Genomic DNA, 14,180 nt, shown 5'->3' with positions numbered 1-14,180 from the left:
ATTAAAAGGAGGATGTTGAATGGAGGCTCAATTGATTGTAATAGGATTTATCGGACTGATTATGTTGATTATTACTATAATGGAAACACATAATCGTTTGAAATTAAAGACAATGGTAAAAAGGAAATGGGGAACATTTCCCAGCGGGCGTTTTTTTGATAAAGAAGAGAGCTTAAAACTTGCGTGGCAAAAAGCTAAAAAGTATAGAACTTACGATAGTGAGGTCGATGATATTACTTGGTATGATTTAGACGGATTTGCTTTGTTTGAACGAATCAATGGAACGTATTCGAGTATTGGTTCCCAAGCGCTGTATCAACGCTTAAGGAATTTCAACTTTTCTGAAAAAAGTCACGATCGTTTGGAAATGCTGATCAACTACTATCAACAAAATCCTGATATTCGTGAAGCAGTTCAATTTCAATTTGCCTGTTTAGGTAAACAAGATAATAATCATGTAGAAAGTTATCTAAGTGAAACAAGAAGCCAAGAGTTACCAAATACAACATTATACTTAGTGTGCGGATTATTGCCGATTGCAGCTTTAGTATTGTTACTAGTATTTCCAACAACGCTATCCATTGTATTGCTTTTAGGGTCAGTTTTATTTAATGTGATCTATTATCAGATAAAAAAAGAAACCTTACAACGTGAGTTGATTTGTATGGGCTACCTAGTTCAAACGGTTGTTTGTGCAAAGAAATTAGTGAAAATAAAAACTCCTTTTCAAGAAGAGTTAATGAAAAATCTACAACCACTTAGCTCAATGACTAAATTTGGTATTTCTTTCAGAATGAAGTCTAATAGTGAAGCTGAGATGATGTTTGACTACTTAGCAATGATTTTCATGTTGCCATTTATTTCGTATAATTTTGTTTTGAAAAAGTTATCAAATTATGAGATTCAGGCAAAAGAAATGTGGCGTCTACTTGGAGAATTAGAAGTTGCAGCGGCTGTTTTAAACTTTCGAACAGTAATGCCTGATACAAGCCAACCCATCTTTTCCGATGAAATCGTGGTAACTGGAACAGAAGTTTACCACCCCTTATTAGCGACACCTATGCCGAATGATGTGGATTGGAGGAAAAACACTCTTGTAACAGGTTCAAATGCTTCAGGCAAGTCAACTTACGTCAAAAGTGTCGCAATCAGTTGTATCCTTTCTGCAACGATTCACACGGCTTTAGCCACTGAGTTTCAATTACCATTTGGACATATCTTGACCTCAATGGCTGTTGAAGATAATATTTTTGAAGGAGACAGTTATTTTGTGGCAGAAACTAAGTCTGTTAAACGAGTGCTGGACTTTGCCGAAACGAGAGTTCCTTGTCTGTGTTTCATTGATGAAATATTAAAAGGAACAAATACGATTGAACGAATAGCCGCTTCATCTAGTATGATTCATTGGTTAAATCATTACCCATCGCTCGCTTTTGTAGCAACTCATGATATCGAGCTAACAGAAATTTTGAAAGAATCGTGCGAAAATGTTCATTTTGAAGAACAAGTAACGAAAGAACAGGGCGTGACTTTTGATTACCGCTTGAAACAAGGGCCTTCAACAACGAGAAATGCTATTCAGCTTTTGCATGTACTGAATTATCCAGAAAGCGTCGTTGAACAGGCGAAAAGAGAAGCTGATTATTTTGATAACTATCGCACTTGGCAAACGTTAGAATAATCTTGAAGACATGGACAGCTATTAAGGCTGGTCGTGTCTTTTTTGCACGATCAAAAATAGGATAATCGAAATATTTTTTTTGAAAAGAGAATCTTGATAAAATGAAGAAAATAAAAGGTTTGAGAGTTTCTTTAATAGATAAAGAGGAAGGAATGAATATTTCAAGAGTTTAGCAGATAAATAATTGACAATTGTAATTTATGAGAGTAGCATATGTCATTGTTTGTGGAAAAAATATAGTTTTTTTCTGAAAATAGGATAGAAAAAATCAGAGAAGGAGAGAGTAAAAAAGTGGACTATTTAAAACGATTGTTTATCGGAAAGCCCTTAAAATCTACTGAAAACGATGAGCATAAATTAAGTCGATTTGCAGCACTGGCGTTATTGTCATCTGATGCTTTGTCTTCGATTGCTTATGGTACTGAACAGATCGTTGTTGTACTTGTTACATTATCCGCTGCTGCCATATGGTATTCGTTACCGATCGCTGCTTTTGTTATTATTTTACTTATTTCATTAACGTTATCTTATCGGCAAATCATTCATGCGTATCCTCATGGCGGCGGTGCTTATGTTGTCAGTAGTGAAAATTTAGGAAAGAATGCAGGTTTAGTGGCTGGCGGATCACTACTAGTTGATTATATGCTGACAGTTGCTGTTTCTGTTTCTGCAGGAGCTGAGGCGATAATTTCAGCAGTGCCTGCATTGTATGGGCATCAAGTAGCCATTTCAATCGTCATTGTTTTGTTGATTATGTTGATGAATCTGCGAGGTTTAAGAGAATCGGCTAGTTTTTTGATGTTTCCTGTGTATAGTTTTATAGCTGTAATCACCTTGTTGATTGCAACAGGTTTGTTTAAAATCATGACAGGAGTCGTGCCGTTGCATGCAACCGCCATACCTGGAACCGTTGTACCCGGCATTACGGTAGCCTTGATTTTACGAGCATTTTCTTCTGGTTCGTCTTCATTGACAGGGGTTGAAGCAATTAGTAATGCAGTGCCTTTTTTTAAAAAGCCTAGAGCAAAAAATGCGGCAGGTACGTTAACATTGATGGCGGCAATTTTAGGGTTTTTCTTTGTTGGGATTACATTCATAAATTATTGGTATGGAATTGTTCCTCAAACTGAAGTGACTGTGTTGGCTCAAATCGGAAAAGCAGTTTTTGGGCAAAATATACTTTATTATGTCTTGCAATTTACGACAGCACTAATTTTAGCTGTAGCCGCCAATACGGGATTTTCAGCCTTTCCAGTGCTAGCCTATAATTTAGCGAAAGATAAATTTATGCCGCATATGTATATGGACCGGGGGGATCGTTTAGGCTATTCAAATGGTATTTTGACCTTAGCTGCGGGTTCTGTTGTGTTACTATTGATTTTTCAAGGGTCAACTGAACGATTGATTCCGCTCTATTCAATTGGTGTATTTATTCCATTTGCACTATCTCAGACTGGGATGGTTATTAAGTGGCGGAAAGAGACTAAAAAATGGTTATCAAAATCGATTGCTAATATTGTGGGTGCTTTGATTTCTTATGCGATCATCGTTATCTTATTCATGTATCGTTTAGGCGATATCTGGCCTTTCTTTATAATTATGCCAGTTTTGATTTTTGTTTTTTACAGTATTCATGCTCATTACCAAAACGTAGCCGAACAATTACGTTTAGAAGAAACGGTGAAGGAACAGGCGTTTCATGGGAATACAGTGATTGTTTTAGTAGGTAATGCGACCCAAGCAAATGTGGGGGCAGTGAATTATGCACGTTCAATCGGTGATTATGTGGTTGCGATGCATGTGTCACTAGACGAAAATATCGAAAAAGAAAAGGAAATTGAAGCGGAGTTTAAACAACAATTTCCTGATATTCGTTTTTCTATTGTTCATTCTTCGTATCGTTCTATCACAAATCCAATTCTCCGTTATGTAGATTTGGTAAGTAAAAATTCAGCGAAACGGAATTATACGACGACGGTTTTGATTCCCCAATTCGTTCCGAATCGACGTTGGCAAAATATTTTGCATAATCAGACGAGTTTACGGTTACGGTTAAAATTATCTTGGCGGGAAAATATTGTTGTGGCTACGTATAGTTATCATTTGAAGAAGTAATAATCAAAACCTCCAGTGAGAACTGGAGGTTTGCTCTTCGGCTGAAAGCCTCTTTTACCGGCCACGGCCTAAAAGGCCTTCTGATCGGGTCTCCCTCACGCACCACTTCTTCTCGCTGATTCTAAAAGAATCTCATTTTTTATTTTTTGCTATTTTTATTACCTGTGAACGGATCATACTCCTCAAACAACGTCAGCTGATCTGCTATATGATCTTCCTGAACTTGATTGCGTATATATTCTTCTATTTGTTTTTTGTTTCGGCCAACGGTATCGACATAATAGCCACGACACCAAAACTTACGGTTGCCATATCGATACTTTAAATTCGCATGTCTATCGAAAATCATTAAACTACTTTTTCCTTTTAGGTAACCGATAAAACCCGAGACACTTAATTTCGGTGGAATACTGACCAACAAATGAATGTGATCTCGACATGCATTTGCCTCGATGATGTCGACGCCTTTTCTTTCACATAAAAGTCGAATGATTTCTCCGATACTTTTCTTGTACTTGCCATAAATGATTTGGCGACGGTATTTTGGCGCAAAGACGATGTGATACTTACATTTCCATACGGTGTGTGATAAACTTTGATTGTCCTTTTTCATAAAGGAACCTCCTTTAATGTTGATGATACGGTCGGGAAACCTATATCAGTTTAACATTTTAGGGGGCTTTTTTATTACCTCGCTGGAAGCTCTATGGAACCACCCGCATAGCAGGTGGTTTTCAGAACACACAATAAAAGCAGATAAGAATCTGAAGAGATTCTTATCTGCTTTTTTTTGAAAGAACGGGTTTATTCCGCTTTTCTATGAATGTTTACTCGCTGGATCTAATCGGCGTTCGATCATGCCTAATACCCAGTCTGTAATGATTGCCATTAAAGCAGTAGGTAAGGCTCCAACAAGGATGATCGCGGTGCCGTCAGTTGCATTGGTTCCGCGAATAATGATGTCACCAAGGCCACCGGCGCCTACAAACGCTCCAATTGCTGTGATTCCAATCGCCACAACTAAAGCATTACGAATACCAGCCATGATCACGGAAACAGAGAGTGGCAATTCTACCATATAAAGTCGCTGCCATTTTGTCATGCCCATTCCTTTACCAACATCTAAAATATTTCGATCGACTTGGATCATTCCAGTGTAGGTATTCTTGATGATCGGTAATAGAGAATAGAGGAAGACGGTGACAATAACAGTATTTACCCCAAGTCCAAGACCGAGCATCAAAATTGAAAGCATAGCAAGGGAAGGAACTGTTTGGATCAAGTTAGCGATACTTACGACCCAGCCAGCCATTTTTCTTCTGCGAGCAATGAAAATGCCAATCGGTATTCCAACAATTGCGGCAAATAATACACCGTAGATAGAAATTAGAAAATGTCTGACAAATTGACTCAAGACATAGCTACCGTTTTGTTCAAAGTAATAGATAAACTGCTGCAGTAAATTCATATCTTGTAGGTTCTGCATTATTTTCCACCTCCTTCAGACTCGAAGAAATGGTGTTCTTTTAAGAAATTATCAGCAACAGTCTCAGGTTCCATCAAATCATTATCTGCTTGATAATTTAGTTTTTGCATCGTTTCTGTTGAAATTTGTCCAGATAACTTAGCTAGAACGTCATTTAATTCAGGATGTTTTTTTAAGATTTCATCTGTTGCAACAGCACAAGCATCATAAGGCGGGAAGAAATGGAGATCATCTTCTAAAATAACCAAATCATAACTGCCGATTCGGCCATCTGTTGAATAACCTAAAACGACATCCATCTTATTTGCCGCAACAGCATCATAAACTAAACCAATCTGCATCGGGAAAACGCGTTTGAAATCAAAACCATATGTTTCAGTAAAGCCTTTATAACCATCACCTTTACGGTCAATCCAAGAAGTATCCACACCAGCTGTCAATTGATCACCAACTTTTTTTAGGTCGCTGATGGTTTTTAAATTATACTTTTTAGCGGTTTCTTGTGTGACCATAAATGCGTAGGTATTAGCGAATCCATAAGAATTAAACCATTTTTGCTGAAATCTTTTTTGAAACTCTGATTGTACAACTTCAAAGGCTTTTTTAGGATCTTTGATGGGTTCTAAGTTTAATGTAGTGGTTAAATCAGTCCCTGTATAACGGGCAGCTGAAATTTGTGCGTCGCCATTCATCATAGCTTGATGATTGATCGTAGTTGTTGCCAAATTATTGATGATCGTTGTTTTTTCATCCGTGTAATGTTCAATCATGCCAGCGACTAAACTTGCTAGTATTTGTGCTTCTGATGTGATTCCCCCAGTAATGGAAATTGTTGAGTCATCAGAGTTAGAAGCAAGTCCTGGTAAAGAACAACCGGATAATAATAAAGCGCTACAAAAAGTTATGAGTAATAATTTAAATTTTCGTTTCATCATTCTGCCTCCTTCAATGCTTTAGGAGTAAGTTTCTTCTCTAACAGACCGAGTAACAAGTCTGCTGCTAAAGCTAAAATAGTAACAGGAATGGTTCCAGCAAAAATCAAATCAGGTTGATAATTATTTAATCCACTGAAAATAAAGTCTCCAAGGCCACCAGCACCAATGTAAGAAGCAAGTGTTGCCCAAGCGATTACATAAACTGCAGCTAGACGAATCCCAGCCATGATGGTCGGCATTGCTATCGGCAATTCGACCATGAAAATCGACTGAACATTTGTCATGCCCATCCCTTTAGCAGCATCTTTATAATCAGAACTGACTTCTTTGATCCCAATATACGTATTTCTTAAGATAGGGAGTAAAGAGTAAATAAACAAAGCAATGATTGCTGGAATTTTACCAACACCAAAAATCGGAATCATAAGTGCAAGTAATGCCAATGAAGGAACGGTCTGTAAAGCACTTGTTAAGCCGATGACGATGGCTGCAGTCCTTTTGGTTCTAGTTAATAAAATCCCAATCGGTACTGCAAATAAAATCCCTAAAAGGAGTGCTACACCTGAAATGAAAATATGTTCACCAATTTTAGTAACAAGTTCATTTCCTCTTTCTAAAAGAAATTGATTCATTTTTTACACCTCCGCTTGAGGTTGTTTGACATCAGTTGATTCTGTTTCACTTAAAGCGGGAGTCCCATCTTCTGTTTCTTCTTCACCCCAGATGACATCATAAACGATATCTACGAGAGAAGCTCTGGTTAAGATCCCAACTACTTTTTGTTGGTCATCTACAACAGGTACATATTTTAAGCCGCGTTTTAAGATTCGTTGTAAGGTATCGCGTAGTAAAGACGATTTTTTTACAAAGAATACTTTTGGATTCATGATATCACTCACGCTAGTAGCAGTATTTCTACGACGGTCAAGTGTTTCGACATCAATAAAGCCTTTTAATACGCCTGCACCATCCACCACTAAGAGTGTATCAACACGTTTTTCTCTCATTAGCTTGATCGCTTCTGACAATGATTTTTCTGGTGTGATCGTGATGGCATTGTTCAGCATCACTTCACCAACTGTCGTAATATCTGGTTTGGCTTGGATCAGGCGATCTTCACCAATCAATTCTTCAACAAATTCATTGACAGGATGACGTAAAATATTATCTGGTGTATCAAACTGAATAACTTTTCCTTCGCTCATGATTGCGATTCTATTTGATAGTTTTAGTGCTTCATCCATATCATGAGTAACAAAAACAATCGTTTTTCCTAACCGTTCTTGTAAGTCTTTGACTAAATCTTGCAAAGAATCCCTTGTGATTGGATCTAAAGCACCAAACGGTTCATCCATCAAAATGATATCTTGGTTGGCCGCAAGAGCACGGACGACACCGATTCTTTGTTGTTGACCACCGGAAAGTTCATTAGGATAACGATCTAGCATTTCTCTAGGTAGTTCAACTAAATCAATCATTTTTTCTGCAATTTTGTTGCGTTCCTCTAGGTCGACTTTTAATAACTTAGGTACAAGCACGATGTTTTCTCTGATTGTCATATGTGGCATTAAACCGATATTTTGAATGACATAACCGATTTTTCTACGTAACTCTACTGGATTGATTGTTTGAATATCTTCACCATTGATCAAGATTTTTCCTTTTGATGGATCAGTCATTCGATTGATCATCCGCATAGAAGTTGTTTTTCCACTACCACTGGTTCCGATAAAGCAGATAAATTCACCTTTATCAAAAGACAGATTGATGTCATCTACGGCGATTTTACCGCCTTTGTAAATTTTTGAAACATGTTGAAATTCGATCAACTTTCTCACCCCAAATTCTTTTTTCTGTATCTTGTTTCCTAACTGATTTCAGTGTTTCCTAAAAAACGTTTCTACTACTAGTATGCTACAAAACAGAGATTTCGACAAATCAGATGTTTTTTTTCGTTATTTAAGGCCAAAAATAATGGGAAAATCTAATTTTTTAACAACAAATATACTGAAAAAGTTAGTTAAGAATTTTGTGTTGACTATTATTCTATTGACAATAGATGTAAAGCTTAGTATATTGTTGACTATCGACTACTATTTTATGAATAATAGGGAGTGAGAAGGAGAATGAAATAGAAATTTTTGGGTTAGCCTATTTGGTATTTAGTGTAAGTTATTTAGTTTTGTTTTATCTTGTTTCAAAGAAACATGTTGGGTATCGAAAATTTGTATTAACTGGTTTTGCTAGTATTCAATTTATTTACTTGATATGGCGCTTTTTTTCACGATTCCAATGGAAATAGCGCTGAAATCATAGCTAGAAGCTTGTTTTATTAGGTTATTTTATTTTTGAAACCATATAAACGTGCTGAAAATTCATTGAATGAATAAAAAAAATTGCCCACGGTTGATAATTTGAGTGCGACATATGCAGTAGAGGATAAGCAACTAATCAGAGTTAAATTCTATACGATTTTTAAATATATAATCAAAAATCGAAAAAATACAAAAAATCAACAGTTATTGTTATAAAAGGAGCCAATTAGACGTATGAAAAAAAAGAGAATAATTATTATATTAGCTTTTATAGTTGTTGTTTTGACTGGATGCGCAAATAATGCCAATCCGAAAGAGGTTGCTACAGCTTTTATCAACAATGTAATTTATGGTCAAGATAAAGAAGCAGCAGAGAAGTATTTTTATCAATTAGATGCACCAAGTGAAAAGGATTTGATTCAGGATTTTTCTGAACTATTTGACCTTTCAAAGGAACAAGCTAAAGAATTAGCCACAATTTATCAAGAACGATTGGAGAAGGAAACAAGTTTCTCAATAAAAATGAATGATCGTACAGGAAAAAAACAAGAAGCACAAGTGACGGTTATTGGGTTAGATTCGACAAAATTTGATCAAATCATTGATCAAAAAACAGATGAAGAATTGGTACTATGGTTAAAAAAGAAAGGTTACGACACGATCAGAACGATAGAGGATATCGATAAAATTTCTGATGAAAATCAATTAAATGGGATTTTAAAAGAATTAGATGCATTAAATGACAAAGACCTTAATCAAATCCAATTTGAAGCATTGAAAAAAACGTTTAAAGAATTGAAGGCTGACAAAGAACCGAAAACGATTCATTTGGAGTTAGAACCAGATAAGAAAGAAAAGAACTATTGGATCATTGTAGACGAAGAGAAACGTTTTAATGAATTGCTGGATGCTTTCCAAGGATAACTATAGTAAAGAAATATGTTGATTAAGGAGAAGTTAGAATGAAAAAATTTATAGTATTTTGCATAGCTCTTTTGATGATAGGTATCGGGATGACCCAGACAATAAATACCACAACTGCTGCATTTTCTAAAGATGAAGTAGTCAGAGAACGATTTGCTTTAAAAAAAGAGCGTCTAGCTGAAGTTGTTTCAAAAAAAATCGCTCATGTTGAAAACTCAATCAAGAAAAAGCTAAAAGAGCAAGAAGCGCAAAAAGTAAAAAAACAACAAGAAGAGATCGAAAAAAAAGCAGCTGACAAAAAAATAGAAGAAGAAACAGCTGCTAGCCAAATAAGGGAAAAAGAGGTGGGACAAGAGTCAGAAACAGAGCAGGAAGTAGCTAAATCACCGATAGAAAATACACAGGTAGCACCTGTACCTGAAAATGTGGAAGCAGCTGATACGGTTTCTGGTGCTTCAACTAATGGGCGAGAAAGAGGTCAGAAAAACAGAGAGTGGAACGAGCAATTGGGCGATCCTAATTTGACACCAGAAGAGCGTCAAGGTATCATTCAAGAGAAAAAGAATTACAACCGCAATAACCACTGATAAAGCACTTTAGAGCATGACTATTTCTAGTAAATCATAGAATGTTGAGTTTTTTTTAGAAAGCTCATTTTTAAGAATCTAGTACGTTAACATAGTCATATTTACTCTTTTCATAGTCAATTTATTTCAGTGGACAGTTAGGGAAACCGCGGGTAATTTGTCCATTAAAACTGTGATAAGGGGATTGAGCGATGAGAGCTTCTAGCCAATTTAAAAAAGGTGCTTTAGAAATGTGTGTGCTTCATTTTATCCAAAAAGAAGATCGATATGGTTATGAATTAACACAACGAGTGAATCAGTTTATACCAATTACTGAAGGGGCGCTTTACCCAGTTTTGCGTCGTTTAGTCAAAGAATCGTATTGTGTCATTTATACGAAAGAATCGCCAGATGGTCCTTCCAGAAAGTATTACCAAATTACCGAAAAAGGAACAGAATATTTGGAAACTTTGGAGCACGATTGGGATGAATTTGTTGAACAAGTGAGTAAACTGAGGGAGGCAGATTAGTGAATACAATGGAAGAATATTTAAACCAACTAAAGGCTGCTTTTGCTGAAGAAGATATGGAAGATTTTGAGGAGTTAAAGGAAGACTTACTAGAGCAATTAGCCATTTGTTTAGAAGAAGGGCAGACAGAAGCAGAGGTAGTGGCAAGACTTGCTCCTCCAGAAGAAATCGCAGCAGACTACTATGCAGATTTAAGTTTAGATGCTGCAATCAATGCCAAAACTTCTGTTGTACCTAGAGAAGAAATTCAAGACGTATTCATTCAAACACAGAAAAAAAGAATGAGAAAATTTTTAAAAACAGTGTTTATGATGTTAAAACCGTTATTGTTTCTAGTGCTTTTAGGATTGTTTGGCTTTTTTCTAGTCTATACAATAAAAGAGCTAAGTGGAGAGCGAAATCTCGCTGGAATTCCAACGATTTTGTGTTTATTATTGTCCGCCCTCATTTTACAATTGATAAAAGGCGGGATCGTAAAAAAACGAAAATTAATCAACGGATTGACAATTGGTTTATTGGCATTTGGAACGATGATGCTACTGTTTTTTTCAGCTACAGGACAATTGATGTATACCGGCAGACAATATTATAAAGAGATCAGTTTGACTTCTAGTAATCATGCCGCATTTAGTTTTGATTCAGATGCTGATGTTGAGATTACAACTGTAGAAGTATCTAGTACTGAAAAACCAAGTTTGATGGTCAAAGGTCGTTTTAAAGAAAGTGACATTAAAAAAATTGAAAATGGGTCTCACGATAATAAAATCAATTTATCATTAGATAAAGAAAATATTTTTGATACTTTTACTCGAACAGGACGTTCAGAAGTGATTTTCTTCATTCCAAAAGGAACGATCCTAGATGATTTTCATTTAGGCTTAAGCCGTGGAGATCTGCGCTTATTGGATATTCAAACCAAAAATTTCGATTTAGATTTAATTGCTGGTGATGTCTACGCAAAAAATATTATTGCGGATGAAGGCAACATAGATAGTGAGTCTGGCGATGTAATCATAGAAGAATCTGCCATGAATTTAAAGGTTAATAGCATCTCTGGAAAAACAGTTATCACAGGTATGTTAGGGGACTTAACGATTGAAGGCAACAAAGGACTATCTATTTTAAAATTCTTACGTTCGGATAATGTTGCATTAAACAACTATTCAGGCCGTATGATTTTAGAAGATTCTGAAATAAAGAAACTTAAAGCAACTGCCACAGATGGTCAAGTAATTGTTAAACGAACAAAAGGTGATATTTTGCTAAGCAATGAAAACGGGAAAATCGTTTCAGAAGAAAATCTAGGTACGCTAGAGCTAGAAAACGGTTCTGGGCCAACGATTGCGATTCAAGAAAGTAAGGTAAATGCAAAAGTCTCCAGCCAATCTGGATTTATTAAATGGTTGCAAGACCCTAGTCAATCTGTAAAAGTCACAGCAAGTACAGGGACTGGTGAATTGAGAAATGATTTTTCTGATGTAACAGATAGTGGTAAATATAAAATTGACGTGAAATCTAAGACAGGAGATGTCAAAATCTTAGAAAAAGTTGAGTAAGATCAATCAGATGTAATAGATAGAAAATTACTGATAAATGTTTATCTGCAAGATGTTATGTACTATTGGAAGCTATAATTTAAAAGGGGAGCTGGGCAAAACATTACGCGTTTTGCTTAGCTTCCCTTTACTAATGTAGTACATAGATGTCGAGCAAAAGAAATTCTGCTATCTATCAGTGTAGAAGGATTTTGTCTTTGATTCTATATAGAAAAAGTTTTAAGGTATTTGTTTTGCTTGATAGTAGGGAGATGTGTTTTGAAGAAGTAGAGGTCAATTATAATCAAGGTTCTCTTCTAAAAAAAGAAATATTTTAGAACAAGAAGAAATCACTAGAGACTCTTTTAGAAACTACGAAGATTGCATCAAGACACGAGTGTCCAGCAATTATACCAATAGTTAAGCATCATAAGAACTATTAGCAACATAAAATCAGCGAAACAAAAAATTTTCTGACACTTTGTTGACTATGGAATTGTTTTTCTTTAAAATGAATACTAGACGGAAACGAATATAATAAAAAAGGCACTTCACAGATCAGTTGGCGCTGATCCATGAAGCCCTGAGAAGTCAGAGAAAGCTGACCAATCAAGTTGCCCGTGTCAATGCGTAACATCGACATATTCCATTTTACTCAATTTTGGGAGAAATATCTAGAACTTTCTTTACCAGAAGTTAAGCTGGAACATAGGATGTCTATTTGTTGAACATGCAATGGTGTTGGTGTAGTTAACCAACATCATTTTTTTTGTTTGTTTCTGTCTAGAAAGAGCAAAGAAATATAGTACGGACAGCTAGTGATTGAAGCCGACAGTCTAAAGCTTTTCGGTAAATATTATCTTTGTGATTTTGGAATAATCAAAGACAAAAAAGACTGATAGAATCGTTAAATGGGTAATGTTCTAGTTAGTCAAAAGTAGTTTTTGATATTTCAGGGATATAAACAGAGGGTACTTAATAAAAATAACGTTGATTTATTCTAGGTAAATCAGTTTATTTTTAAGCCCCTGTTTATATCTTTTATTAAAAAGACTAAGTACATAGACGATATGAGCAGTTATTCTTAAAATAGCTGCAGGCCAGTTTTTTGTAATTCCTTGTATGATAAATAAATATACAGACCACTAAGGTTATTTTTCTTTATAAATATTGGTTTCTATTTCGACGCGACCTCTTTCTAGAAATGCTGGTAAGGCAAGACTTTCTCCCAACATATTTAACGGTTCATCAATGGTAAATCCTGGCGTTAAAGTAGCAAATTCAACGCGATTACCACTAGGTTCTCTGATGTACAAACTTTTAAAGTACCCACGATGAACTATTTTTTCAATAGTCCACCCTTGATTTTTAGCTCTCTCGTATAAATTCTCCAGTTCATTTTCATCTTTAACGGAAAACGCAACGTGATCCATGCTTCCTCGACCCATTCGTGTTTTTTCAGTTGTTGCTGTTGAGACAAATTGAATAAAGTCAGTTCCATTTAGCTGAATCCGGTTATTGCTAGTTTCCCAACCCAATAATTGAGAGAAAAAATGAGCAGTTTTTTCAGGTTCGGCAACGTGGAATTCAGTCGACAAAAGACCTAAAATCTGTTTGGTCAAAGGAATAGAATTATCCACTTGTCGTTCTTTTTTTAAAGAAGCTTGTTCTACTTCGACTAAACGAATATTCACATGGTCTTTATCTTTAAAATGAAGTGTATTTTGTTCTTTCGTGAATGAGATGTGTAAGTCGCTTAAACGTTGTTCCCAAAAAAGCAGGCTGCCTTTAGGAATCTTTAATCCGATCGTACTTAAAAAATGACGGTTATCATAGCGATGAGCGAGTGATGGAACCACAAAAAATGTAATAACAGAACCAGGAGTCCCAGCATAATCTCCATAATAGTAATGAAGCATCTTATGATTATCTTGATTGACTGTTTTTTTTACGAGACGCAATCCGAGAATTTCAGTATAAAAAAATTGATTATCTTCAGCAAATCTTGTCAATAATGAAACATGATGAATGGGTGCAAACATTAAATGACCTCCTTTGAAAGTAACTTACTAAAAGTAAGTTTATGCTTTTTA

The 14,180-nt window shown here is 35.7% G+C and carries 12 protein-coding genes; 6 read left to right on the top strand and 6 right to left on the bottom strand.

The genetic code is table 11. The features are described from left to right. Positions 1-19 precede the first annotated feature (19 nt). Both IGJ02_RS13750 and IGJ02_RS13745 read left to right on the top strand, forming a co-directional pair. Complete coding sequence (locus IGJ02_RS13750; protein WP_430602404.1) at positions 20-1,681, top strand: MutS-related protein; 1,662 nt, start codon at positions 20-22, stop codon at positions 1,679-1,681. A gap of 291 nt (positions 1,682-1,972) precedes the next feature. Next, the gene (locus tag IGJ02_RS13745) at positions 1,973-3,796 is read left to right on the top strand and encodes an APC family permease (protein ID WP_430602403.1); all 1,824 of its coding nucleotides are present in this window, start codon (positions 1,973-1,975) and stop codon (positions 3,794-3,796) included. A gap of 139 nt (positions 3,797-3,935) precedes the next feature. Here the strand turns inward: IGJ02_RS13745 and tnpA are convergent, their stop codons facing one another. From tnpA to IGJ02_RS13720, 5 genes are all read right to left on the bottom strand, one after another. Next, a complete protein-coding gene (gene tnpA, locus IGJ02_RS13740; RefSeq protein WP_069655109.1) occupies positions 3,936-4,409 on the bottom strand; it encodes an IS200/IS605 family transposase in 474 nt (157 codons plus the stop codon). A 204-nt stretch (positions 4,410-4,613) separates the two neighbouring features. Then, complete coding sequence (locus IGJ02_RS13735) at positions 4,614-5,282, bottom strand: ABC transporter permease (protein WP_010762606.1); 669 nt, start codon at positions 5,280-5,282, stop codon at positions 4,614-4,616. Next, the gene (locus tag IGJ02_RS13730; protein WP_174270358.1) at positions 5,282-6,217 is read right to left on the bottom strand and encodes an osmoprotectant ABC transporter substrate-binding protein; all 936 of its coding nucleotides are present in this window, start codon (positions 6,215-6,217) and stop codon (positions 5,282-5,284) included. The genes IGJ02_RS13735 and IGJ02_RS13730 overlap by 1 nt, the downstream gene beginning before the upstream one ends. Beyond that, positions 6,214-6,849, bottom strand: a complete 636-nt coding sequence (locus tag IGJ02_RS13725; protein ID WP_010762608.1) for an ABC transporter permease — start codon at positions 6,847-6,849, stop codon at positions 6,214-6,216. Before IGJ02_RS13725 ends, IGJ02_RS13730 begins: the two co-directional genes overlap by 4 nt. Before the next feature lie 3 nt (positions 6,850-6,852). Continuing rightward, a complete protein-coding gene (locus IGJ02_RS13720; RefSeq protein ID WP_174270359.1) occupies positions 6,853-8,046 on the bottom strand; it encodes a betaine/proline/choline family ABC transporter ATP-binding protein in 1,194 nt (397 codons plus the stop codon). Positions 8,047-8,766: 720 nt separating this feature from the next. Between IGJ02_RS13720 and IGJ02_RS13715 the strand changes: the two genes are divergently transcribed. From IGJ02_RS13715 to IGJ02_RS13700, 4 genes are all read left to right on the top strand, one after another. Next, on the top strand, positions 8,767-9,456 hold the full coding sequence (locus IGJ02_RS13715; RefSeq protein ID WP_430602401.1) for a hypothetical protein: 690 nt from the start codon (positions 8,767-8,769) through the stop codon (positions 9,454-9,456). A gap of 38 nt (positions 9,457-9,494) precedes the next feature. Next, positions 9,495-10,043: a hypothetical protein gene (locus IGJ02_RS13710; RefSeq protein ID WP_430602400.1), complete on the top strand. Its 549-nt coding sequence runs from the start codon at positions 9,495-9,497 to the stop codon at positions 10,041-10,043. Between the two features lie 191 nt (positions 10,044-10,234). Further along, the gene (locus tag IGJ02_RS13705) at positions 10,235-10,552 is read left to right on the top strand and encodes a PadR family transcriptional regulator (RefSeq protein WP_010762613.1); all 318 of its coding nucleotides are present in this window, start codon (positions 10,235-10,237) and stop codon (positions 10,550-10,552) included. 8 nt (positions 10,553-10,560) lie between these two features. Further along, positions 10,561-12,108, top strand: a complete 1,548-nt coding sequence (locus IGJ02_RS13700) for a DUF4097 family beta strand repeat-containing protein (RefSeq protein WP_244264873.1) — start codon at positions 10,561-10,563, stop codon at positions 12,106-12,108. 1,130 nt (positions 12,109-13,238) lie between these two features. Here the strand turns inward: IGJ02_RS13700 and IGJ02_RS13695 are convergent. Further along, a complete protein-coding gene (locus IGJ02_RS13695; protein ID WP_430602398.1) occupies positions 13,239-14,129 on the bottom strand; it encodes a VOC family protein in 891 nt (296 codons plus the stop codon). Between the last annotated feature and the right edge of the window lie 51 nt (positions 14,130-14,180).

Source organism: Enterococcus sp. DIV0724b (assembly GCF_050531475.1).
Taxonomy (GTDB): Bacteria; Bacillota; Bacilli; order Lactobacillales; family Enterococcaceae; genus Enterococcus_L; species Enterococcus_L haemoperoxidus.
This window is presented reverse-complemented; position numbering and strand designations above follow the sequence as displayed.